The organism is Parasphingorhabdus sp. SCSIO 66989 (assembly GCF_032852305.1).
GTDB lineage: Bacteria > Pseudomonadota > Alphaproteobacteria > Sphingomonadales > Sphingomonadaceae > Alterisphingorhabdus > Alterisphingorhabdus coralli.
In genome coordinates this window covers 1,940,593-1,966,356 of record NZ_CP136594.1, presented here as the reverse complement: position 1 = coordinate 1,966,356, position 25,764 = coordinate 1,940,593, and the positions used below count along the sequence as shown (strand labels likewise).

General features: G+C 58.1%; 12 protein-coding genes and 1 tRNA gene. 3 read left to right on the top strand and 10 right to left on the bottom strand.

Annotated features, from left to right (window positions below; genetic code table 11):
- Positions 1-16: 16 nt before the first annotated feature.
- The 5 genes from RB602_RS09140 to RB602_RS09120 form a co-directional block, all read right to left on the bottom strand.
- Complete coding sequence (locus tag RB602_RS09140; protein ID WP_317080257.1) at positions 17-1,024, bottom strand: AAA family ATPase; 1,008 nt, start codon at positions 1,022-1,024, stop codon at positions 17-19.
- The gene (tmk, locus tag RB602_RS09135) at positions 1,021-1,659 is read right to left on the bottom strand and encodes a dTMP kinase (protein WP_317080256.1); all 639 of its coding nucleotides are present in this window, start codon (positions 1,657-1,659) and stop codon (positions 1,021-1,023) included. Before tmk ends, RB602_RS09140 begins: the two co-directional genes overlap by 4 nt.
- 8 nt (positions 1,660-1,667) lie before the next feature.
- Complete coding sequence (locus RB602_RS09130; protein WP_406568343.1) at positions 1,668-2,816, bottom strand: D-alanyl-D-alanine carboxypeptidase family protein; 1,149 nt, start codon at positions 2,814-2,816, stop codon at positions 1,668-1,670.
- Between the two features lie 34 nt (positions 2,817-2,850).
- Positions 2,851-3,759: a septal ring lytic transglycosylase RlpA family protein gene (locus tag RB602_RS09125; protein WP_317080255.1), complete on the bottom strand. Its 909-nt coding sequence runs from the start codon at positions 3,757-3,759 to the stop codon at positions 2,851-2,853.
- 91 nt (positions 3,760-3,850) lie between these two features.
- Positions 3,851-4,945, bottom strand: a complete 1,095-nt coding sequence (locus RB602_RS09120) for a lytic murein transglycosylase (RefSeq protein WP_317080254.1) — start codon at positions 4,943-4,945, stop codon at positions 3,851-3,853.
- A 124-nt stretch (positions 4,946-5,069) separates the two neighbouring features.
- Between RB602_RS09120 and RB602_RS09115 the strand changes: the two genes are divergently transcribed.
- Positions 5,070-5,159, top strand: a tRNA-Ser gene (locus tag RB602_RS09115).
- A gap of 239 nt (positions 5,160-5,398) precedes the next feature.
- Here RB602_RS09115 and RB602_RS09110 read toward each other — a convergent pair.
- Entirely contained in the window at positions 5,399-19,270 is a 13,872-nt protein-coding gene (locus RB602_RS09110) for a hypothetical protein (protein WP_317080253.1), read from the bottom strand.
- A gap of 433 nt (positions 19,271-19,703) precedes the next feature.
- Between RB602_RS09110 and RB602_RS09105 the strand changes: the two genes are divergently transcribed.
- On the top strand, positions 19,704-20,597 hold the full coding sequence (locus tag RB602_RS09105) for an alpha/beta fold hydrolase (RefSeq protein WP_317080252.1): 894 nt from the start codon (positions 19,704-19,706) through the stop codon (positions 20,595-20,597).
- Between the two features lie 42 nt (positions 20,598-20,639).
- Here the strand turns inward: RB602_RS09105 and RB602_RS09100 are convergent, their stop codons facing one another.
- The 4 genes from RB602_RS09100 to RB602_RS09085 all read right to left on the bottom strand — a co-directional run bounded on the left by RB602_RS09100 (position 20,640) and on the right by RB602_RS09085 (position 25,103).
- Positions 20,640-20,975: a hypothetical protein gene (locus RB602_RS09100; RefSeq protein WP_317080251.1), complete on the bottom strand. Its 336-nt coding sequence runs from the start codon at positions 20,973-20,975 to the stop codon at positions 20,640-20,642.
- A 68-nt stretch (positions 20,976-21,043) separates the two neighbouring features.
- Complete coding sequence (locus RB602_RS09095) at positions 21,044-22,267, bottom strand: APC family permease (protein ID WP_317080250.1); 1,224 nt, start codon at positions 22,265-22,267, stop codon at positions 21,044-21,046.
- A 13-nt stretch (positions 22,268-22,280) separates the two neighbouring features.
- The gene (gene lpdA / locus RB602_RS09090) at positions 22,281-23,675 is read right to left on the bottom strand and encodes a dihydrolipoyl dehydrogenase (RefSeq protein WP_317080249.1); all 1,395 of its coding nucleotides are present in this window, start codon (positions 23,673-23,675) and stop codon (positions 22,281-22,283) included.
- A gap of 111 nt (positions 23,676-23,786) precedes the next feature.
- The gene (locus tag RB602_RS09085; RefSeq protein WP_317080248.1) at positions 23,787-25,103 is read right to left on the bottom strand and encodes a pyruvate dehydrogenase complex dihydrolipoamide acetyltransferase; all 1,317 of its coding nucleotides are present in this window, start codon (positions 25,101-25,103) and stop codon (positions 23,787-23,789) included.
- A gap of 150 nt (positions 25,104-25,253) precedes the next feature.
- Here RB602_RS09085 and RB602_RS09080 point away from each other — a divergent pair, with 150 nt between their 5' ends.
- Positions 25,254-25,709, top strand: a complete 456-nt coding sequence (locus RB602_RS09080) for a universal stress protein (protein WP_317080247.1) — start codon at positions 25,254-25,256, stop codon at positions 25,707-25,709.
- The last annotated feature ends 55 nt before the right edge of the window (positions 25,710-25,764 follow it).

Below are 25,764 nucleotides of genomic sequence, written 5' to 3'. Positions count from 1 at the left end.
TGTGTAACTCTAATCTTCAGCCGTCACTAGTCGCCGCGACCGATGCCAGCAAGCCACCTATGCGAAAAACCAGTGTCTGTGGGTCATAATTATAGCGCGGAAGCTCGGATGCAAGCTGTTCAACCTCGCTGCGGGCGTCGATAGCCGCCATTCGACGCGCGCCCTGGCTGGTACGGGCATGATCGGCAAGAATTTTCGGCAGACGCGCCAGAAAGGCTCCTACCCGCTCGGCCGCGCCTTTTCCTGAGAGCAATGAGGCGAGCGCAAGGCGTTGCTGATGATCCCTGTCGCCCTGCTGCAAGATCCTTTGGACGGTTTGCAGCAGCTTTCCAATGTCGGCATCGAGCAAGCCGGTAATATTGCCCGGTATCCCGCCAGCAGCCTTTAACAGGGCCTCAAATTGTGCGGGGTTGAGGTCGGGCTGCATCACGACAATGGCCTGCTGCATTTCCTCCATTGCCAAGGGATGAAACCGCATCATCAGACAGCGCGAGCGTATGGTGGGCAGTAACCGGCCCGGACTATGCGAGATCAGCAGGAACACCGTATTGGCAGGCGGTTCTTCAAGCGATTTCAAAAGGGCATTGGCGGCATTGCGTTCCAGATCATCGACGGCATCAATGATCACAACCCGATGGTCGGACAGGCTGGGCCGGGTGACAAAGCGCTGCTGCAACGCCCGCACCTGATCGATACGGATATTGCGGCGGCGCTCATAATCCTGCCCCTTTTCCTGTTTTTTGCGCTCAGTGTCGTTTTTCGGCTCGCGCTCTAGCTCGTGACAATCGGGATGGGTTTTGCTGTCGATCATCTGCAACTGCGGTTTTGGCAGGGCGTTGATATCGAACAGGTCATCAGAAATAGGACCATCAGGCGCCAATAGCTGCGTCGCGGCGTGGCGGGCGAAGAGATGTTTGCCCAAGCCTTCCGGCCCCGCCAAAATCCAGCCATGATGCATCTTGCCGCTGGCAATAGCCGCCAAAAACTGCCGTTGATTGGCGCTATGGCCGATTAGCGGTGTCATGACGTCACCAGGCCCTTCTTCACCAGATATCCGCAAATTTCAGCATGGACATCTTCCGGACTCTGCTCAGCGCTGATCACCAGAAAACGATCAGGCTCAGCCTCGGCAAATTGGTGAAACGCTTCTGCAACCTGCTTGTGAAAATCCGTATCACGCCGCTGGAAACGATCATGATCATCGCCGTCGCGGGCGCGGATGCGTTCTGCTGCTGCATCCTGCGAAATCTCCAAGAGGATAGTGAGGTCGGGCAATAGCCCTTCACTGCCGATGGCATGAAGCTGCATGATGGCATCGTCATCCAGCCCCTCCCCTGCACTCTGATAGGCGCGGCTGCTGTCGACGAAACGGTCACACAGCACCCATTGCCCCGCAGCGATGGTAGGACGGATAACCCGAGCCACATGATCGGCGCGGGCCGCAGCAAACAGCAACGCCTCACTGCGGGCGTTCCAGCGTTCGTCGGCACCGGACAGGAGTAATTCGCGTATGGCTTCGGCCGCAGGGGTTCCGCCCGGCTCACGGGTCACGATATGGCCAATACCGTCCGCCTTAAGCATCTCACTTAAAAGCTTTATCTGGGTTGATTTACCAGCGCCCTCACCGCCTTCAAAAGCAATAAAAGGGACTACTGGCAAATCGCTGCTCATGCGCCGAACAGCGCGGCAATACCGTTCCAGATGCGCAAGAAGAAGCCCGCTTCTTCTACCGTCTCGCCAGCAGCCAGCGGCAATATCTGCGGCTTGCCCTCTTCCGGCGTAATCACCAACGAGGCAATATTGGCGCCCGCCTTGAAAGGCGCTTTGACCGGGCCATCATAAACGATCTTCATGCTGTATTCGCCGCCGCGTCGCGGCAGGGTTACCGCCAGATTGCGCGGCGCCACTAGCGGCACCGAACGCGAACTGCCAAGCTGAACCTGCGCATCGCCAATGATATCGCCGGCGGCAAATAGCGGCTCGCTCTTCCATGAGCGAAAGCCCCAATTGAGCAGCTTTACTGACTCCTCAATCCGGCCGTTATAGGTATCAAGCCCCGCCACCACCATCATCAGCCGACGGCCATTCTGTTCAGCAGTTCCGGCAAAGCCAAAGCCTGCTTCCTCGGTATGACCGGTTTTCAGGCCATCCGCACCGTTGATCCTACCGATGATCGGATTGCGGTTCTGCTGGGTTATACCGTTCCAGCTAAAGCTCTCCTGCCCATAAAACTCGGTATAGAGATCGGGGAAATCCATCACGCTGCGCGCGCCCAGCTTCGCCAGATCACGCGCGGTTACCAATGTCCGCCCTTCATCAGGCCAGCCATTGCTGTTGCCAAAACGGCTGTTCTTCATGCCGATACGCGCTGCAGTATCATTCATCATATCGACAAAGGCTGGCTCGGTCCCGGCAATCCCCTCGGCCAGAACGACACAGGCATCATTGCCCGAAAGCGTGATGATGCCATGTAGCAGATCGCCAACAGAGACCTTCTGTCCAGCCTTGAGGAACATGGTCGAGCCCTGATTGTTCCATTTCTGCCAGGTGCTGTTCTGAACGGTGAAATTATCTTCCAGTGACAGTTCGCCCTTTTTTACCAGGTCAAAAGCGACATAGACCGTCATCATTTTGGCCATAGACGCAGGCGGAATCTTGCGGTCTGCATCCTTGTCCAGCAGCACTGCGCCCGATGACAGATCAGTCAGATAAGCGATAGGCGCGTTGCTGTCATAACTGGGATTGGCAGCAAATACCGCAGTGCCAAATAGCGCACATGCAGAGGCAGTGAGCGACAAGGTACGGATCATTTTCATACGGGTCTGTACTCGGCAGATTGTTGGCCTGACCCTAGCGGTCGGCGCGGATTACTTTCGCATCCGAATAGCCATTTTGCCTCGCCCGTTGCAAGCCGCTTTGCGCGTCTGTGGCAGAGGAATATGGCCCATATCGAACCCGCCATATATTGCTGTCACTGCTGGCATAGACTTTAGCGCCCAATTTGCTGGCCAGAGCGTCGGCACGCGCCTTGGATCCAAAGGCCGCAACCTGAACCATAAAGCCTGTGGGTAAGGTCGTTCGTGCCGGACCGCTCCAATATTGCGGCTTGGGGTTCGTCACTGGAGAAGCGCCCTCCCCTTCCACGATAAAGCGGCCATTATTGGCAGGCTTGGCGCGAGTCACCGGGGCGGCAGCCGGCGGAGTTTCCGCTGCTGCTGTCTGTTGAACGGGAGCGACCGGTTTCGGCATCAGGCCCAGCTTTTTACGCAGGACATTGAGCAAACCATCCGAGGTTACCGGACGTGCATAAGCGGACCGTCCGCTGCGCAGCAAGGCGCGATCAGTCTCGGGCGGAAACACACGGCGGACGCGGACCCCGGCAACGCCCTGATCGGTTATACCAAGCTGATCCGCAGCACCGCGCGATAAATCGATGATCCGGTCTTTGGCAAAAGGCCCCCGGTCATTGATACGCACCAATATCGTGCGACCTGTCTCCAGCGCGGTTACCTCGGCATAGCTGGGCAAAGGCAGGGTTTTGTGTGCCGCGCTGATACCTGCAGGAACATAATTCTCGCCATTGGCGGTGGGCTTGTTGGCAAATTCATCGCCATACCAGCTGGCATAGCCGACCTCGTCATAATCCATCGTGTCGGCCGGCACATATTCCTTGCCGCCGACCTCATAGGGAGTGCCGATTTTAACCGGCGTATCACTGACACCGGCTATCGGTGCGGTGCCGCTTGGTGCGGGTGGCAAGCGGTCCGTTGATGATACACATGCGGGAAGCAGGAAGATGCAGGCAAAGGCTAAAGCCTTGCCAGATATCAGAAAAACTGGACGGCGTGTCTCAACCTGCAATCTCATCGGCTAGCAATCCCACAGATAATGCATAGAAATTGGAGCAATTATAGTCCAATATGGCACGATAATTCCCTGTGAGCAAATAGGCTGTTTTGCCTTCGAAATCAGGTTCCAATAAAGTGGTCAAAACGCCATCGTCCAGACGCTTTGCCGATTTGGGCAAAACCCCCAAAGCGCGCCATTCAGCGACTGTTTTCCATTCGCTATGCCGTGCAAAGACGCGCGGGCAGCGCTGTGGAACGGTGTGATTGGCAACGGCGTCCCGGTCCAGACTGGAGGGAACCGAAACAGCCATTCCCCAGCTTTCACCGCGTCGCCATCCGGCATTGCTGAGATAATTGGCGATCGAGACCATGGCATCGGCCTCGCTGTTCCAGATATCCGCCTCGCCATCGCCATTACCATCTGCCGCCAGCCTCAAGTAAACTGACGGCAGGAATTGCGGTTTGCCCATGGCACCGGCAAAACTGCCGGTCAGGCGGCTGCGCGGTACGCCGCGATCAATCATCTTCATCGCTGCGATAAATTCGCCCGAGAAGAGTTCGCGCCGACGGCCTTCATAAGCCAGCGAAGCAAGCACGCTTGGGATATCAAAATTGCCGGTATAGCTGCCGAAATTGCTTTCCTTGCCATAGATCGCCAGGATCACGCCGGCAGGAACCCCCGTGTCACGTTTGATGCGGTCAAATATCGGGCGCAGTTGGAGATATTTGGACTGCCCCTTGGCGCGCTTGCCAATAATCGCCCGCTGTTCGTCCGATCCGGTAAAGGGCGGAATGCGCCGGTTGGGGCCACCTCCCCCGCCTCTGGCACGCCGCTCGATACGCAGAGCCGATTCGCTGAGGCTGATCGTCGGCGCCACCCGATCCAGCGTCGCCTGCGACACACCCGCCTGGCGCGACTGTGCCAGCAATTTGGGGAGGTAGCTGTTGAAAGTCTCGCTGGATTGCCCTGAAGCGCTGGTGCCCAGAGCCACGATAGACAAGGCCGCGACCTTGGCAATGCGGCCGATAGGCTTTGACGCAGCAGAGCTAGTGCGGGAAAAACGCGAACGGCGAAGGATAAATGTCGTGAAGTTCATGACCGTATATTTGGCACAGCAACATGATTTACCAAAGGCCTAACCCATAAAGTGACAGCATTATACGCCAGCATGAATTTTGCTTTTGCAACCTGGGCCATATGCGCTTAGGGAGGCGGAACGCGGACAGGTGGCAGAGCGGTTGAATGCACCGGTCTTGAAAACCGGCGTGGGTGCAAGCCCACCGTGGGTTCGAATCCCACCCTGTCCGCCACTTCCCCTCAATTGAAACTGTTGCACGCATCGAAGCGTAAGCATCGCATTTTGGCAGCTTTCCAGCAGAGTATGCGCGCCGTTCTAAACCCGTGTTTGGTGCGTTGCTTGGGTGCTGAGGCCGCTCAATAGTTTTGCTGGATGCAATAATCTGCCGAACCAAGCATCATAGCCGATATAAAAAAAAGGGCATGGAGATAAACTCCATGCCCTTTTTTATGTGGCGTATCTGGTTAGCCCTTAGAACTCGACACCAAAGCCTGCAGCGGCAGTGAAGTCATTGTCCCAACCGGCGCGCAGGTTGAAGGTCGCGCGGTCATCGTCGCTGCGGAAGGATGCACCGACCGCAAACCCGGCCTGACCATTGCGCACACCGACACCGCCGCCGAACATCACCTTGTTCGGATTTTGCGAGTCAGGGATGGCGGCCATGGCGGCTGCCCCCGCAAGACCGGCATCCATGTCATTGCGCAGACGGTTCAAGTCAAAGTCCACCTGGGCGAAGCGGTTGTTCACCTCATCGCGCAGCAAGCCGACCTGTGCATCGGTATAGCCATTGGCCTGTGCCAGTGCGTTGTTGAGCTGGCCGACATTGACCGCATCGGTGTCAGCAACGCCGGTGGCGACATTGCGGATGATGACCGGACCGTCGAGACCCGCACTCTGACCCAGGGTGATGGAGTTGATCGGATCACCGTTCATATCGGTGTCATAGCGCACCGCGGTGTTGTTCAGATCATTGATCGCATCACTATTGCCCTGGATCTTCACATGATTGGCGGCAATGTCCATCATGTTCTGCGTCACCTTCTCGTTGGTGGCGAACAGCTGTGAGCCGTTCACCGCCTCAGTTGAGTCTGCCGCAATCAGGCCATCGCTGACACCCGCCACTGTCCGGGTTTCCCCGGCATTGTTGGTGAGATCAACCCTTGTGCCATCGGTATCCGCGCCGACAGTAATATCGCGGGTGGTCGGGTCCTGCTGAACCAGACCGGCGGTACCGTTGACCAGATTGTCAATATCGGTGCGGTTGTCGGTGACCCGATTGTCGAGATTGTTAATCGCGGTGGTGTTGCCCGCAATATTGGTCTCGTTGGTCGTAACCCGCCCATCAAGATTCTCGATCGCGGTGGTATTTCCCGCAATATTCGTCTCGTTGGTCGTCACACGATCGTCGAGATTTTCAATCGCTGTGGTGTTGCCTGCGATATTGGTCTCATTGGTGGTCACGCGGTTGTCGAGATTTTCGATGGCCGTGGTGTTACCCGCGACATTCTCATTGGTCTCGAACAGCTGCGAACCATTGACCGCCTGGTTTGACGTATCGCTGATCTCACCATCGGCAACGCCGGATAATGTGCGGTCTTCGGCATTGGAATTGGCCAGAGATATTTCGGTACCTTCGGTTTCCGCACCGACCGTGATCAGACCACCACCTGGCGCCCCACCGACCTGGCGGACCAGACCGGTCGTACCATTATTGATGTTCTCAATTGCGGTGGTGTTATTGGCGATATTGGTGGTGTTGCCATCAACCTGATCGGTGATCTGGTCAAAGGCGTCAGCCACGCTGCTCTCCGTGCCGCCATTGGGCACGTTGAACACTGGCGCTGTTCCATCGAAGACATCACCGGTACCGAGGAAATCGTTGATGTTGCTGCCAACACCGAAGAGCTGATCCCCGGTCACCGCATCGGTCGATCCGGCGGCGACATTGCCATTGGCGAGACCCGTAAGCTGACGCGCACCATCGGTGCCGGTAAAGTCAACCACCGTGCCGCCTGTAGCCTCACCGACCGTAATGTCACCATTGCCCGGCGCACCGCCAGTCTGACGCACCAGACCAGTGGTACCGTTGGTCAGATTGGTGATCTCGGTGCTGTTATTGTCAACCGAGGTGGTGATGTTCTCAATCGCCGTGGTGACATCACCGGCGGTGGTGCCATCGGGCGTTGTGAACACCGGCGGTGTGGTGGTGCCATCCGGGTTGATCACATCCTGTCCAATCACCTCATTGATGGCATCGCCTTGGTTACGCAGCTGCGCGACGTTGACCGCCTCATCATCTGCGGCACCAGCAGCAACACCCTGGATACGGCGACCGCCAACCGAGGCAACGCCGTTGGTTGGTGCGGCTTCTGCGGTGCCATATGAGGCATCGGTCGAAGCCGCTGTCACTGTGCCAGAGCCGAGAGCTAGATCACCGGCACCGGTAGCCTGTGCCCCAAAGCCGAGCGCCGTTGCGCCCTCTGCATTGGCAAGGGCATCATTACCGATGGCAGTTGCCTCATTCGCATTGGCCTGTGAGCCAAAGCCGCCTGCTACTGCATCAGTGCCGGTGTTGGAAGGCTCAGCATCCATCGCCGCGTTTTCCGAACGGAACGGACCGGCTGTGCCGTTGGTGACATTGGTAATGTCACCTTCGATATTGGTCACAACATCCTGCACATTGGTGAAGGTGTTGCCATCATAATCGATGGCCGCAACCAGAGCGCCGGTATCCGGATCATAGGTTGATGCTCCACCAAAGGCTGTCGCGGTGTCGCCACCGGTCTGGTCAGCCTTGTCATCCGCTGCGGTAATCGCATCGGCGACATTGTCAGAGTCGACATTCCCCACGGTGAACGTCGGTGCGGTTGCAACGCCGGTTGCGACATCAAAGGCAGCACCGCCGCCAAAGGTCGCGGCACCCGCATCCGCCGCAGCCTGTGCCTGATCGATGTTCACCGCATCGGTGCCAGCAGTACCGCCAGCTACGCCGGACAGCGTGCGCTCTCCGTCCGTACCGGTAAAGTCAACCTGCGTACCGCCAGTCTGCGCACCGACCGTTATCGGGTTGGCATTGCCTGGACCAGGAACGCCAACCTGCTGGACCAAGCCCACATCGCCATTGGTGATGCTTGTAATGTCACCTTCGATATTGGTGATGACATCCTGAACACTGGTCTCCGTGGTGCCGTCATATTCAAGACCTGCAACCAGCGCACCCGTATCGGGATCATAGGTAGACGTTCCGCCAAAGGCTGTCGCGGTGTCGCCACCGGTCTGATCGGCCTTGTCGTCCGCTGCGGTGATCGCATCGGCGACATTGTCGGAGTCAACATTACCCACAGTGAAGGTCGGTGCTGTTGCAACGCCGGTTGCGACATCAAAGGCAGCGCCGCCGCCAAAGGTAGCCGCACCCGCATCCGCCGCAGCCTGTGCCTGATCGATATTCACCGCATCGGTGCCAGCTGTACCGCCAGCAACACCGGACAGCGTGCGCTCTCCGTCCGTACCGGTAAAGTCAACGACCGTGCCGCCAGTGGCTACACCGACCGTTATCGGGTTGGCGTTACCAGCCCCCGGAACACCCGCTTGCTGCACCAGACCAACATCACCGTTCAGGATATTGGTGATATCCGTGCGGTTCTGGCCGACATCATTGCCGATTTCGTCAAACACTTCCTGCACCGTGCCGTCATCGACATTGGTGCCTGCAGTGGTCTGCGCGGTATAGTCGAGACCACCGGCAAATGCGCCGGTATCTGGATCATAGGTCACATCACCGCCCAGAATGTCTCCGGCCAGCGTGGTGCCCTGCAGATCAGCCTTGTCGTCCGCTGCGGTGATCGCGTCAGCAACTGTGTTGCTGTCGACATTACCAACGGTGAAGGTTGGTGCCGTGGTTGCACCCGTGGTCGGGTCAACCGCTGCGCCGCCGCCCAGCACTTCAGCGCCAGCCTGAGCAACCGCATTGAGCTGCGACACATTCACCGCATCATTGGCATCCGTGCCTGAAGCTACACCGGTAATCTGACGGTTACCGCCTACCGCATCGCCGACAGCTACTTCACCAACCGAGCTTTCCGTGCCCAAAGGCGCGCCGGTGCCCGGCGTATACAGGCCATAGCCGGTATAGTTGGTCTGCTCGCCACGCGAAGCCGCAGTGCCTTGGCCCAGAGCTACATTGGAGCCAGCAGTGCCAGCGGCAACGCTTGCGCCATTGCCGAGGACCGTCGAGTTGGCCACGGCATTGTCGCTTGCGCTGTTACCCAGAACCGTTGAGGCATCGCCATCAGCGGTAGCGCCAAAGCCACCTGCAGATGCATTGGCACCGCCAACCGTCGGATCACCGGCAGCCGCTGTGTCATCCGACTGGAATGGGCCGGTTGCACCTGATGCAATCTGGTCAACAACTGTCGCAACCGAGAAGAGCTGCGAGCCGTTAATCGCATCGGTCGAGGTCGCGGTGATCTGGCCAGCAGCGACATTAGTAACCTGACGCTCAGCGCCAACAGCACCAACCGAGACGACGCTGCCCGGCGTCGTACCGGCAAAGCCGCCAAAGGTTGTGTTGCCCACCGTCGCATCGGTGACGCCAACCGCTGCTGCGGTTATACTGTTCGCGCCAAGCGCAACGTCGTTAACCGCTGTAGCATTGGCGTTAAAGCCCACTGCAACAGCAGTTGGGGCTGCATTCGTGTCCGCACCCAATGCAACACTTTGGATACCAGGTGATGAGGCGTTGCGTCCTATGGAAATGCTATCGTCATCATCCGCGAAGGAGTTAGACCCGATAGCAATTGTGCTGCGCCCACCTGCTGATGCGATATTACCCACAGCGACAGCGTCTTCGGCTGCAGCCGCACCAAAGCCAAACGCGGTACCTTCGACTCCTGCTCTTGAATCATTACCGACAGCCGTCGCTCGATCCGCATCAGCCATCGCGCCGAAGCCACCGGCAACCGCGTCCGTGCCTATATTCGAAGGAGCGGGATCACCGGCGGCATTCTCAGAAACGAACGGACCTACCGCGCCGGATGCAAGCTGCTCAACCGCCTGATTGGTGGCGAAAAGTTGCGAGCCGTTAATGGCATCGGTTGACGTTGCCGTGATCTGACCAGCGGCGACGTTGGTGACCTGGCGCTCAGCGCCTGCGGCACCAACCGAGACAACACTGGTCGGCGCACCCGCACCAGCAGAACTGCCTGCGAAGGTATAGGTCGTGCCAGCCAAGGTGGTATTTGGCGTATCAACCGCTGCTGCGGTTACGCTATTCGCGCCAAGGGCAACGTCGCCAGCATTTACGGCGTTCGCATTGATACCTAGAGCAACAGCTTCCGTGTTGGCCCCGCTCTCGGTCCCAATCGCTATGCTGGACGCTTGAGTGGCATCAGAATCCTGGCCAATAGCAATCGATTCATTGCCCGCTGCTGACTGCGCACCAATTGCCACGCCGCTACCCATTGAAGCATTAGCAAGCGAACCGATAGCAACACTGGATGAGTCTACCGACCCGCCGCTACCAATCAACACGCCACCTTCTGTGCCATCAGCAACGGTACCGCCGTCGCCAAAAACAACCGTATCGCTAACTTCGTCACCAATGGTGTTCCCGGAGCCAATAACTCCGAGATTTTGAGCATTGGTAATCGCGCTGTTGCCGCGGCCAATGGCGAGAACGTCACTACTGTCACTCACCTCGCTATCGGCTGCGATAAAGCCACCCTCTACAGTGCTAACGGTATTGCCAGAGCCAAATACGGTCGCATCCGTGACATTGGATACGGTCGCACCCGTTCCGAAAACTGCCACGCGTTCGCTGTCGCTTACGGTGCTTGTGGACGCTACTACAGAGACCACATTGTTGGCATTGAGCGTGTTGCCCGCACCGATAACCGAGCCATTGCCGCCGTTGATCGTATTGCCCTGACCCAGAGCAATACTGAGCGGCGCATCGTTTACCGTGCTGCCCTGACCGATGGCGATACTGCCAACGCTCGTGGCTCCTCCAGTGGTATCGGTGACTTCAGCACCTACACCAAAAGCCAGTGAGCCATTGCCCTCGGCGAGAGCATTCTGACCGCCCGCAGATGCAGCCGTACCCGAAGCAGTTGGTGCATTTGTCGTCTGATCATAGCCTTCAGTCACAAACTGGCTGCCTGCACCACTGGTAATGCTGGTGTCGATGCTGTTCACAACATCCTGCACATTGGTGAAGGTGTTGCCATCATAATCGATGGAAGCAGAGACCGTGCCGGTTGCGGCATCATAGGTCGAAGCTCCGCCGAATGAGGCTGCCGTTGTGTTCCCCTGCTGGACCACAATCGCATCCTGCGCATTGGCCGCATCGGCGACGCTCTGCGGCGTCGCGGTGCCGCCGACGCTGATCGTCGGCAAAGTGCCCGCGCCGGTCAGAACATCATAGGCTGCGCCGCCGCCAATGGCTGCCGAAGCATCATTGACAATGGTTTGTGCCTGGCCTGCGGTGATTGCATCATCCGCGTCCACAGCATCGGCCACGCCGCTCAAAGTGCGCGCACCGTCGGCTCCGGTGAAGTCCACCAGATTTCCGCCAGTGGCAGCGCCGACCGTTATCGGGTTAGCATTGCCTGCACCCGGAATGCCTGCTTGCTGGACCAGACCAACATCGCCATTGGCAATGTTGGTTATGTCGGTCGTAATATTATCAAAAACAGTCTGAACAGTGCCATCGGCAACAGCGGTTGGACCATCATAGTCAAAGCCATTACCTGTGGGTGTACCGTCAGCATCGAATAGATCGTCGCCTGAAAGCAGATCGTCAATAGCCTGGGTTTGCTGATCCAGCTGGCTGACATTGACCGCATCGGTCGGAGCAGCGCCAGCAGCTACATTGGTCAAACGACGTTCATTGCCAGCGGTGCCGAAGCTGACCTCTGAATCTGGAGCTGCGGCGCTTGTTGCGTAGGCGGCATCGGTCGGCGCTGCGCCGCCGGTTTGACTGCCCGCGCCAATAGCAACGCTACGCTCGTAACTTGCTACCGCATCAGCACCAATGGCGGTTGTTGCATTAGCATTTGCGGTTGTGCCTCGGCCCACAGAAACGGCGTTAGTGCCAGCAGATGCGCTGGCGCCCAGAACTGCGGAATTTTGACCTGCATCGGCATCAAAGCCAATCGCTGTGGCGCCCGCACCTGTCGCAGTTGCATCATTACCGACAGCCGTTGCCTGATCTGCGTTAGCCTCAGCACCAAAGCCACCTGCCACGGCATCGGTTCCCGTGTTCGATGGCGCTGGATCACCGGCTGCATTCTCAGAAACAAACGGACCAACCGCGCCGGTTGCAAGCTGCTCAACCGCCTGATTGGTAGCGAAGAGCTGTGAGCCGTTAATGGCATCGGTTGACGTTGCCGTGATCTGACCAGCAGCGACATTTGTGACCTGACGCTCATTGCCGACCGAACCAACCGAGACAACGCTGGTCGGTGCATCGCCGGCGAAATTGTAGGTTGTACCAGCAATCGTCGTGTTGGCCGTGGCATTAGCCGCTGCGGTGACAGAGTCTGTACCAAGAGCAACGGCATCATCATTGGTTGCTTGTGCGCCGGTGCCCAAAGCGACCGAATTGACGCCTGATGCAGTTGTATTCGGATCAAGTAATCCGGCCCCGCCAATCGCCACGGCACTGTCACCGCTAGCGACTGCGCTGGCACCGATGGCGGTTGCCTGATCGGCGGTCGCATCAGCTCCGGCACCCAAAGCTGTCGCTTGCAGATTGGTCGCGGTGGCCAATGTACCCAAAGCGGTGGCAAGATCGCCCGTGGCGCTGGTTGCAGAGCCAATGGCTATGGCGCTGAGCGCGTCGGTGACGACCGAATCCGCACCGATCGCTACCGCTCCGACACTGGCAGCGCCGCTCACTTCAGCGCCATCACCCAATGCGGTTGAGAAGTCCGCCTGTGCATTGGCATCGTCACCAAAGGCCGAAGCGCCAGCTGCGCTTGCAAGCGATTCCGAGCCAACTGCGGTTGCCCCTTCAGCCGTAGCTGATGCGAAGCGACCGATGGCCACACCATCTTCACCGGATGCCGTAGTGTCGGTACCAATGGCGATGCTGTCTACGCCCGAAGCCGTTGCAGCGAGCAGATCATCTGGGCCGCCATTTTCATCGCCATCTGCACCCAGCGCAATTGCGCGAGTCTCGCTGGCGGTTGCCCCTTCACCCAGAGCCAATGAACTGTTGCCACTGGCAACAGCGCCATCACCACCTGCAGAAGCATTGGTTCCGCTGGCAACCGGAGCCGTCGAACCAGCGAAGTCCTCGGTGACAAACTGGCTGCCTGCGCCTGCGGTCACAGAGTCCGCCAGACTTTGCAGCTGACTGACATTCACCGCATCGGTTCCTGCCGAGCCTGCTGCCACGTTGGTTACGCGGCGCTCATTGCCTGCCGAGCCGACCGAGACTTCGCCCGCAGGCGTTACGCCAGCCAGCGTGCCGGTGGCAGGATTGTAGGCAACGCCGCCCTGCAGCGTACCGAGATCAGCGCTGGTGGCCGAGCCTGAGCCCAGTGCAACCGAATTGGCATATTGCGCATTGGCCTGGTCGCCCAGGGCAACTGCGCCGACATCGCCAGCAGCACCGCCGGAATTTGCCTGCGCATTGCTGCCGAGAGCAACCGAACCAAGCCCAATAGCGGTGTTGGTATCACCAATCGCCGTCGCACCATCACCCGTCGCGGTATTATCCGCACCCAGCGCAACCGCTCCGGTTCCGGTGGCAAGGTTCGGGTCACCAATGGCCACCGCACCATCTCCGTCGGCGATGTTGGCAACACCGATGGAAACCGCCTGACCATTTTGCGCCGTGGCGTTCTGGCCAATGGCAACCGCGCCGTCGGAAGTGGCGGCGGCGGTGTTGCCGATGGCGATGGTGTTGAGCGCGCTACCGACCGCCGCCGTGCCAATGGCAATCCCGTCATCAGAAGAAGCACGGGAGCGTTCACCGATGGAAATCGTTCGAGAGGCTGTCAAAAGGTCGGTCGCGCTGGTTCCAGTACCAGCTCCGAGTCCGATGGCAACATTGCTGTCCCCTTCAACCAGCGTGCCAGCAAAGCCGCCACCTGCAAAGTTCCAGGAACCAGTTACGGTCGTCCCTGCCCCATTTCCTAATGCAGTATTGGATTGGCCAACAACACTATTGCCCGTAAGGGTACCCATCGCAACATTGCTAGGCCCTGTCACATCATTACCCGCCAGGTAGCCAAAACCGGCGTTTTGACTGCCATTGACGCGTTGACCCGAGGACCGGCCCACCGCCGTGTTAAAGACCCCATTGCTCTCGGTGCCTGCTAATGAGCCAATCCCGACACTACCTGCACCAGAGGCATTCTGTCCGGCACTGCCGCCAACATAAACTGTGTCTGATGATCCGGTTCCGGTGCCAAAACCTGCAAAGGAGCCTATTGCGATTGAGTCGGTCCCCCCCGCACGAGCTTGCGTGCCCACAGCCAATGCCCTTGCATTGACCGCCTCAGCTGTTTGGCCGATAGCAATAGCCTGACCGCCTCCACCGGAGACCTGAGCCTGCGCGCCGATCGCAATTCCGAAAACATCGCTGGCAGTCGCACCATCACCAATCGCAACGGCTTGCTCAGAATCGGCGAGCGAACGCGTGCCAATCGCCACAGCATCTGCGCCAGTGGCCTGTGCATCCGCATCACCCGGCAGTGTCGAGTTCGCCTTGAAGTAAGGCAGTTGCGTTGTGCCATTTGTGATGTTGGCGATATTGGTGGTGTTGGTGTCCACCTGCGTGGTTACCGCCTGGAAAGCGTCACTGATATTGCCTGCGGTACCGCCATTGGGGGTTACGAAGGTCGGCGCGGTGAATACACCTGCGGCATCAAACACAGTCTGGCCAACCAGCGTATTGATATCGCTCGCCTGATTGACAAGCTGGCCGACGGTTGCCGCATCGGTCAACGCCGCACCATCGGCGACATTGGTCAGACGACGCTCATCGCCTGCGGTGCCGAAAGAGGCTTCCGACGCAGGCGCTGCATTACCCGTGCCATAGCCGGCAACGGTCGGAACCGATCCGCTGGTAGCACTATTGGTGCCAATGGCGATGCTATCGGCATATTGTGCATTGGCGTTGCGACCCAGCGCGGTTGCCCCCAAGCCATTGGCCGAAGCATCGGTACCGACGGCCAGACCGGCCTGATCGGCACTCGCATTTTGGCCCAGCGCGGTGCCGTTTTGGCCATTGACGGTTGCACCCTGACCAAGCGCGGTTGCATCCTCATTATTGCCGGTATCGGCATCGACACCAATTGCCGTGGCGTTGTTACCACCCGCATTGGCGCGGAAGCCGCCTGCTGTGCTGTTATTGCCGTTAGAGACTGGCGCTGTCGAAAGGCCTGCGCCTTGATTCGAGGTAAACGGCACATTTGCAGCCGTTGTCGCCACAGCATTTACCGCCTCTTCCACCGAATTATAGGTGGTTCCAGCGACATCAATAACCGGTCCAGGTGTCGGCGCGCCGGTCGCATCGTCGAACAGATTTTGCGACGGCGAGATAAAGCGATCCAGCGCTTCATTGCTGTTCTGCAGCTGGTTGACGTTCACCGCATCGGTGCCATTCACACCATCGGAAACGCCCTGCAAACGGCGATTGCCAAAGGCCACAACAGAACCCGGCGCAGCAGCCTGGGTGCCATAGGAGAGACCGCCCACTGCCGCCGTATCCGACCCCGCACCGATGGCAACATCGCCATTCTGGTTATTGGCCGAAGCGCCATTACCCAGTGCCAACGTGTTGTTGAGTGCCGCATTGGCGCCATTGCCGGCGGCCAGGCTGTTATTGCCATTGGCGACCGCATTCGGGCCGATAGCGACCGAGTCATTTCCTGCAGCCGTAGCATCCGGGTCTGTCGAATTCGCCTGGAAATAGCGGGTTCCGACATTCTCCACTTCGGTCAGCGCATCAGTGATATTGTTGAAATTATTGCCGCCTACGGTGAACGTAGGATCGGTATAAGTACCATCGGCGTTGATAACCGTCTGCCCGATGACCGAGTTCAGATTGTCGCCCTGCGCCTGCAACTGGCTGACATTGACTGCATCGGTGCCGAGTGTGCCCGCTGCAACGCCCTGAATTTGGCGGTTACCAACGGCCACAGCGGATGTCGCGGTGTTCGCGACCCCGCCATAGCCAACATTGTTGACCGCAACCGTCGATGAGCCCGAACCCAGAGCAACATCACCTACGGCAACGCCCGCATTGGCACCATTGCCAAGGGCAATCGCGCTTCCCTGTGTTGCGCTTGAACCGTTACCAATGGCAACGGCGCTGTTCGCGGTCGCCCCGGAGGAGTTACCGATGGCGATTGAGTTGCCGGTATTCGAATCGGCATTGTTACCAATGGCGATACCGTTACCGCCACTAGCATCCGCGTTTGCGCCGATAGCGACCGACTGGCCGCCTGTCGCATCCGCATCATTACCGATGCCGACACCGTTAATGCCGGTATCGCTTTCATTACCGATGGCAACCGAGTTATTGCCGCCAGCATCGGCAGCATCACCAATAGCGACTGAGCCATTGCCATCGGCAACCGCGGCATCACCCAGAGCGACCGACTCAAGCCCGGCAGCCGAGGAATCATGCCCCAGAGCCAGCGCGCGATCACCCGCCGCATTGGCATTATCGCCGCCCGCAGAGGAATCTACACCCGTCGCGCTGGGCGCATCGGAATTGGCAAAGTCCTCGGTAACAAATTGCGAATCTCCGCCAGAAGCGTTGGCCACAGCCTGAACCGCCTCTTCGACAGAACCAAAGTTGGTAGAGGTACCGCCAATGTCGACGGTCACCACATTGCCCGTTGCCGTGGGCACACCATTGGCGTCAAACAGGTCATTGGTTGGCGAAATAAAGCCGTCCAGCGCTTCGGTTTGTGTGCTTAGCTGGCTGACATTCACCGCATCGGTCGGCGCGGAACCGGCGGCGACATTGGTGATTCGACGCGTCGCAAAGGCGCCGCCGCCAACGGAAACCTGTGCATCAGGTTGTGTGCCGCCAACGATATATTGCGTACCTGCCGCACTGGTTGTCGTTGCGCCTGCGCCCAGAGCGACATTGCCATCGGCGGTATCGGCCACGGCACCATCGCCCAAAGCGGTGGTGAAGTTTGTGCCATTGGCTACGGCACCACGGCCAAGAGCGGTGCCATTGGTCGAGCCATCTGTCGCACCACCAGCGGTAACAACGCCAGCACGCGAGTCTTCACCGATAGCCGTGCCATCGCCACCGGCTTGTGCGCCCGCACCCGATGAGGTGGAGCCAAAGGCAATAGCCCCATCGCCAATAGCGGTGGACGAAGCGCCCAAAGCGCGCGCCTCGCTACCAATGGCAATGGCATCATCTTCATTGGCCTGGGCATCCTGACCAATAGAGACCGTGCGTGATGCGGTAATCGCATCACCCGCACCATTGCCGATGGCAACATTGTCATCGCCGGTAACATTTGCGCCCGTATTGGTTCCTACACCGATATTATTGGAGCCGTTAACAAAACGCGCTGCGTCCTGACCAATACCGATGCCTAGGAACGCTGTTCCGCCGCCAAAGGAGTTGCCCGCATTGTTGCCGATCATAACAGACGCGCCGGTTACGGTAGAGGCTCCGGCGCCCACGGAAACGCCCAAGGCACCAGATCGAGCGCCATCACCGACGGCAACGCTGTTATTGACAGAATTCGCCAGGTTGCCAATGGCGACGCCATTGCCTCCGTTAGCGGAAGCGGCAGCACCGATCGCCACAGAGTTGCCTCCGGCCGCATCTACACTGGCACCATCGCCCAGAGCGATGCTGCTGGCACCCTGAGCCAACGCCCCTTGGCCCATTGCGATACTAGCGGTCGCATTGGCAACCGAATCCGTACCAATAGCGATAGCATCGTCGGCAAGAGCCTCTGCGCCAATTTGAAGCGGGTTGCCAGAACCAGCAAGGTCTCCTGTTGAGTTATCAAGATCACCATCGCCGCCAATGGCAATTGCTCTGACCCCAGTGGCCCTAGAGCGATCACCGACGGCTGCGGACGCCTCGCCTGATGCCGTGGTGCGCCAACCGATGGCGGTCGAATCGTCCCCACTGGCACTTGAGCCCGCACCAAAGGCGGACGCGTTGCCACCGGCGGCACTTGATTGTCCACCAACCGATGTCGAAGCAAAGCCAGCAGCATTTGCGCGATCCCCGATGGCCGTCGCAATGTTGTCACCGGCTTGCGCCTGCCAGCCAAACGCGGAAGAAGTATTCCCACTCGCGCGAGACTCATTACCGACTGCAATCGCGTTTTCATTGGTTGACTGCGCATCAAAGCCTACAGCTATCGAACGAACACCAGTTGCCTGAGCTAGGCGACCCACCGCAATAGCCCGATCATTTAGAGCTTGAGCATCAGAGCCGATAGCTACCGCAAAATTTCCGACGGCATCGGTAAATCCCCCCAACGCTACGGCGTTGGCACCATCGGTGAGAGCGTCTGTACCCATAGATATGGCATTTTGACCCGTGGCATTAGTATCAACTCCCAACGTAACCGAATTCAAGCTGGCGGAACGGCTATTGTCACCAATAGCGATAGACCCAAGATCGAGGGCCTCCGATTCGCCACCAATGGCTATCGTGTCATTACCCACAGCCTGCGCGCCGCGCACACCGTTGCTGCCGATCGCAATGGCGTTTGCGCCAGTTGCAGTGGTTGAGTCGGCGCGCGATAGCGGGGTTGTGCCATCTCCGTTGGCGCTACCGATGGATACAGAATTTGTGCCCAGCGCCCGCGCGCTAAAGCCCAGAGCAACACCGCCGGCATTGGCGTCCGCCTGAAGCCCGAGTGCCGTTGACCAGCGCTCGGCAGTAGTGGAGAAACCGATAGCTACGCCGCCAGTGCCAGTGACTTCCGCTAAAGAGCCGAACACCGTGGACGCCAGCGTATTGTTGCCATCAGCACCGCAGCCTGCAACCGTCGCATATGTGCCGCTGCCATCGACCGCATTACCAGTCGTAGGTGGTGAGCCACCTGGCTCGTTCCCCACTTGCGTGCCAGGGCCACTAACACAGTTACCATTAGACGGGATGGTATTGGCAAGCGCCGTTTCACCAGGCACCACCATCATCGTGCCGGCAAACATCGCCGCAAGCGCCATGGAGGTTGCACTGGCTCCCGACATCAGGCCGCCGAAGAAGCGCATGGTCGGCGCATAGCTGCCCGCGCCCCAATGCGTCTTTACAACGCGCCCGCCGCGATCCTGATTATATGGAATATGCGAATCGCTACCGTTCAGTGAGTCGCCATTTACAACCTTACGCATGATCATCCCCTGTTTTTTACTTGCCCTGTTCCTGAAAACTGCGCGTAAACTGACAGAAAGACTCCCCGCATCACGCGCGTATTCTCCAGCGACAATGTGTAAAGGGACAAGAGGGCGTTACAATTTCAACAAGGTTGGGAATGGTTCTTTATGGCGTGAAACACTCCATTACGGACTGTAATGCTTTAAAGAGGAGGATGTTTTTGGAATTTTTGCTAAGTCGCGCACAAATGCTGGACTTACAGCAATTGTCAATGTGCTGAACTGAGTGTATCTTTTAGTAATGGCTAAACACAAAGTTTCATAATGATACAGTGGCTACAAGATCTTTTTGTAGGGACAACACTGCGCAATATCACTGCAAATACCCCGTTTCCGGAGTTTGCGCGTTGCGGTAATGATCTGATCTACTGAACGTATCGGGACAGAAATATTGCAACCTGACGACCAGCGTAGCGCGTCTATATTCCGCCTCAAGGATGGACGGGCGCTTGCCTATCAATGCTTCGGCGATGCTTCCGGCTTCCCGACATTCTATTTTCACGGCACGCCCAGCAGCAGATTGGAAGCGGGTTTCGCCGATGCCGCCGCACTTGATCATGGCTTACGATTAATTGCGATTGATCGCCCCGGCTTTGGTCAATCCGATTTCCTGCCTGGTCGCAAATTTATCGATTGGCCCGATGATGTGATCGCTTTGGCCGACTATCTCGGCGTCGGGGCATTCGGGGTTGCCGGACATTCCGGTGCGGGGCCGCATCTCTTTGCCTGTGGCGCCATGATCAGCCCGGAGCGACTGAAGTTTATCGGAGCATTGGGACCTTGGGGACCGATAGCCACAGCGGATACCGCGAACAGCCTTAACGCGCTGGACCGCAGCTATATGGCGATTGCCCGACAGCTACCATGGACCATGCACGCCGCTTTTGCGCCCATTGGTTGGGCGGCGCTCTATTGGCCTGATCTCTTCTTCGGCATCATGAAAGCCAATGTTTCCGCGGCAGACAAGGCGATGCTGGAGCAGCCGGAGATACTCCACATATTCCGCCAAACCGAGAAAGAAGCCTTCCGTCAGGGCAGCCGCGGCCCGGCGCATGAAGCGCTGATTGCCTATCAGGATTGGGGCTTTGATATCACGGACGTGCGGGTGCCGACCTATATCTGGCTCGGCGATGAGGATATTTTCGTGCCACAATCCATGGGCCGCTATTTAGCGCAGCATATCCCGAATGCCGAGCTGCATATGGTGCCCGGAAAGGGGCATCTGAATATCGAGAACTGGCACGACATATTCGCCGCCTGTGCGCAGCATATTGCTACGCCATAAGCGGCGCGCGCCAGTGGTTTAGCTCAACCTCTAATTATGCAGTTAGTCTTCTTTTGAAGGCCGTGTGTTGGTTGCAGCCATATCACGATAGCCGCCAGCCATGGCCTCGATTATCCCGTTCGCCTCTTCAGTGGCATAGGCTTCCGCGTCTTCCTGGGACGCATCATATTCCATCTCGTCTTTGACAATGGCTTCCATATAGGCCGCGCGTTCGGCGGGACAGGCCCCCTCTGCGACCTTGCGAAAGGCGCGTTCCTTTACCTTGTTGTCGAGATTTTCAATGGTCACATCGACCATACAGTTGGAATAGGCTTTGCGCAGCGAATCGGCGTCCATAGCCTGTGCGGTGACCATCAAGGTGAGTGCGGTAATCAGCATTTTCCTTCCCCTTTATGCGCCGATTTATAAACCAGATCATTGCTTTAGAAAAGAGCCATAACCCAAGCTCAAGATGCGGCGAATATCTGCGCGGCAAGCAGGACGACGCTCAATACTAGCCCGGAAACAGGGACAAGCAGCGGATAGCTGACAATCCCGTCACCACCTGCCCTGCCCGTCAGTTTCAGCCGCAGCAATGCCGCATTGATGGCGATAAAGACGCATAAGGTGATAAAGCTGGTAGCCCCGGCAAGCGCGCCGGTCGGGAAAAACAGGGCCAGGAGCAGCACAACTGCGCCTGCGAGCAATGTCGCAACAAGAGGCGTTTGAGTGCGGCTGTTAATGGCAGCCATCCATGCAGGAGCGCCGCCGCGGCGCTTACCCAGATCATGGACGACGCGCGATGCCATGACGATCTGCGCCAGTGCACCGTCAACGATGACCAACAGCCCAAGCACCGCCAGAAAATCGCCGCTATAGCCGCTGGCGCGCACCACCTCGACCAGCGGTGCGCCGGTGGCGGCAAGTTCTTCAGGAGACAGTGTAGAAACAACGACCAAAGCTATGGAGACATAAAAGAATAGTGAGATCGCGAGTGCGATTAAGATGGCACGCGGCAATGAGCGCTGAACGTCCTGGACCTCCTCGCCCAAAGTCACCAGGTCCTCAAAACCGATAAAGGCATAAAAGGCGAGAAAGCTGCCGATCAGAACGCCCATGGCCCAACCCTCGCTGCTGCCAAAGCCTTGCGCGACAAGCGATGGATAGTCGACGATATTTGGGCCGCCGACGATCAGGACAATGGTCAAGCCCAGCAATCCAGCGCCGGTGCACAGCAGCATAAACCAGACCGATTCCTTGATGCCAATCGCCGCGATGGTGGTCAGCGCGATCAGCAGCACTGGAATAGAAACCTCTTTCGGGATCGGCAGGAACGCGGTGAGATATCCCGCAAAACCGGTCGCAATCGTCGCCGCAGACACCAGACCCGCCGCAATAACTGCCCAGGCGGTGATCCATGTCAGCCAACGATAGCCAAAAGCGACATCAATATAGACAGCAGAACCGCCGCTATGCGGGAAGCGCGCGCCCAATTCAGCATAGCTTAGCGCGCTGAAACCCGCGGCAATGGCGGCGATAAGGAAGGACAGCGGTGCGAGATACCCCGCCTCCCCTGCTATCTCGCCGATAACGACATAGATACCTGCGCCCAAGATGGTCGCCAGACCATAGACCGCGAGCATATTGGGGGACACGACACGGGCGAGTTCCTGATCTTTGTTGCCCGCCATGATGCCCCCTTACTTACATATGCAGCGTCCGGTCATAGGCTGATAGCACAGATTCATGCATCATTTCAGAAAGTGTCGGATGCGGGAAGACGGTGTGCATCAATTCTTCCTCGGTGCTCTCCAACTGGCGGGCAATGGCATAGCCCTGGATCAGTTCGGTGACTTCCGCGCCAATCATATGCGCGCCGAGCAATTCGCCGGTCTTGGCGTCAAAAACGGTTTTGATAAAACCATCGGCCTCGCCCAGCGCAATCGCCTTGCCATTGCCGATAAAGGGGAAATTGCCGACTTTGACTTGATGCCCGGCTTCCTTGGCTTTCGCTTCGGTGAGGCCCACCGAGGCAACTTGCGGCCGCGAATAGGTGCAGCCCGGGATATTCCAGGTGTCGAACGGATGCGGGTTAAGGCCGGCCATATGCTCAATCGCGACAATACCCTCATGGCTCGCCTTATGCGCCAGCCAGGGCGGGCCGGTGACATCGCCAATGGCACGAATGCCCTTCACATTGGTGCGGCCAAAGCCGTCGACCTTGATATGGCCACGATCGGTTTCAACGCCCAGCGCTTCCAGCCCGATATTCTCGGTATTCGGCACGATGCCGATGGCGACAATCGCATGGCTGAACTCATGCGCAGCCGTCTTGCCATCCTTGGTCTTGATCTTGGCGGTAACGCCCTTGCCGCTGGTCTTGAGTTCCTCAACTCCAGCGCCAGTAAGGATAGTCATGCCCTGTTTTTTCAGCGTCTTTTCCATATGCGCGCTGACATCTTTATCCTCGACCGGAAGGATACGGTCGAGCATCTCAACAATGGTAACATCCGCGCCCATGTCACTGTAAAAGCTGGCAAATTCGACTCCGATCGCACCGGAACCTATGACCAGCAGCTTCTCCGGCATCACTTCGGGCGTCATCGCATGGCGATAGGTCCAGATGCGTTTCCCGTCGGCTTGAGCAAAAGGCAGATCCCGCGCCCGCGCTCCGGTAGCGACAAGGATTTCAGGTGCTTCCAATTCGCGGGTTTGATCGCCCTGTGTCACCGAGAGTTTGCCGACCCCGGTGATCGTACCTGTCCCCTCGACCACGGTAATCTTGTTCTTCTTCATCAGCGTCTTAACGCCGGAGTTGAGCTGGCCGGAAACCTTACGCGAGCGCTGTACGATCTTGTCGAGCTCGAAACCGGCCTTCTCCACCTTCAGGCCATAGGCATCGGCATGGCTCATATAGTGGAAAATTTCCGACGTCCGCAGCAACGCCTTGGTCGGGATACAGCCCCAGTTGAGGCAAATCCCGCCAAGCCGCTCACGCTCGACAATCGCGACATTCATCTTCAACTGCGCCGCACGGATGGCAGCGACATAGCCACCGGGGCCGGAACCGAGGACTACAAGATCGAATTTTTCGGGCATTACATATCCTTTAACAATACCCATCCTCTCCCTTTACGGAAGAGGATACGGAGCCTTAGGTGCGGAGCGCCTTAGGCGAAGTCGGAGAGGGATTTGGAGAGGGTTTGATGATCACGCCACCAATCCCATCGGGCTTTCGATCAGCTGCTTCAGCGCCTGCATCAGTTCTGCACCATCTGCACCATCAATCGCGCGGTGGTCGAAACTGCCGGTGGCGCTCATCATTGTGGCGATCTGTAAGGAATCGTCGATGACCGCAGGGCGCTTCTCCCCTGCTCCTACCGCCAAGATCATGCCCTGGGGCGGGTTGATGACCGCATCAAATTGCGTGATGCCGAACATGCCCATATTGGAAATACTCGCCGTACCGCCCTGATATTCATGCGGTTGCAGCTTGCCGTCGCGCGCCTTGCCAGCAAGCTCCTTCATCTCGGTCGAGATGGCAGAGAGCGATTTGGTATCGGCTTCTTTGATAATCGGCGTGATCAGGCCCGAAGGCGCGGCGACTGCGACCGAGATATCGGCACGGCTATATTTGATGAGTTGGTCGCCGGCAAAGCTGACATTGCATTTCGGCACTTCCATCAGTGCTTTGGCCAGCGCCTTGATCAGCAGATCATTGACCGAGAGCTTGATACCCTTTGGTTCAAGCGCAGTATTTAGTTCCTTGCGCAGTTTCAGCAGCGCATCGAGCCGGATGTCGAGCGTGAGATAGATATGCGGGATCGTCTGCTTGGCCTCGGTCAGGCGGCGGGCGATCACCTTGCGGACATTGCCCAGCTTCTCCGCCTCATGCGGGATATCGGTGACAAACTCGCTTGCCGCAGGGGCAGCAGCAGGAGCCTTTTCGGTGGCTGCGGGTGCGGCAATGCCGGATGCGTCAACGCCTTCCACATCGGCCTTGATAATCCGTCCCTTCGGCCCCGTGCCGCTGATCGCAGCAAGATCAAGCCCCTTGTCCGCCGCAATACGCCGCGCCAATGGGCTGGCCTTTATGCGGGTAGCGGCTGATGCCGCTGGAGCGGGCGCAGGTGCTGCTGCAACAGGTGTTGGGGCCGGTGCGGCTACAGGCGCAGGTGTTGGAGCCGGGGCTGGTGCGGCCGGTGCCGGTGCAGGCGCTGGAGAAGGCGCAGCAGGGACCGCACCGCCGCCAACATCCATCTTCGCCGCTTCGGCAATATCCTCGCCATCCTCAGCCAGAATCGCGATGACCTCACCGACAGCAACATTCTCGCTGCCCTCATCGACCAGCACTTTGGCGATGGTGCCTTCATCCACCGCTTCGAATTCCATGGTCGCCTTGTCAGTTTCAATCTCCGCCAGCAAATCGCCGCTGGTGACCTCATCACCCTCCTTCACCAGCCATTTGGCCAATGTCCCCTCCTCCATCGTCGGAGAAAGCGCGGGCATTTTCAGTGCGATAGGCATGTCGGAAACCTCTTTCATTCGGGGAGGAATTGAGATGAAGGCCCTTGTGTCGTTTATACCGTATCATGGTCAAGCCCATATCGCTTGCACCGATGCGTTTTTTGACACAATCTATAGGTATTCAGTCCCGAAAAAGGGGGAGGACAGACAATGCGCAAATATCTGGTCGTGATTGACGAGACCGAAGAAGCGCGAATTGCACTGCGATTTGCCTCGCGGCGGGCGGCAAAAACCAATGGCACGCTGCATATTTTGGCGCTGGTGCCGAAAGAGGATTTCGTCGCCTGGGGCGCGGTGCAGGCAACCATGGAAGACGAAGCAGCGCGCCGTGCCGAGGCTTTGGTGGCGAGTGCAGCCGGGGATTATTTCAATCAATCGGGCCAGCGCCCCGCTATCTCGGTCAAGCGCGGTGAAGGGGTGGAAAGCCTGAAAAAATTCCTTGAGGAAAATGACGACATCACCGCACTGGTGCTCGGAGCCGCCGCCAGCGGTGCGCCAGGGCCGCTGGTCAGCTATTTTGCCGGCAGTCAGGCGGGATCGCTGCCCTGTCCGGTGATGGTTATTCCCGGTAGCTTGTCCAATGAGGAAATTGATCGGTTGAGTTAAACAGGGTGCGAATTTTAGTTCACACTAAGCCAGAAAGGCACGAAGGCGACTATAG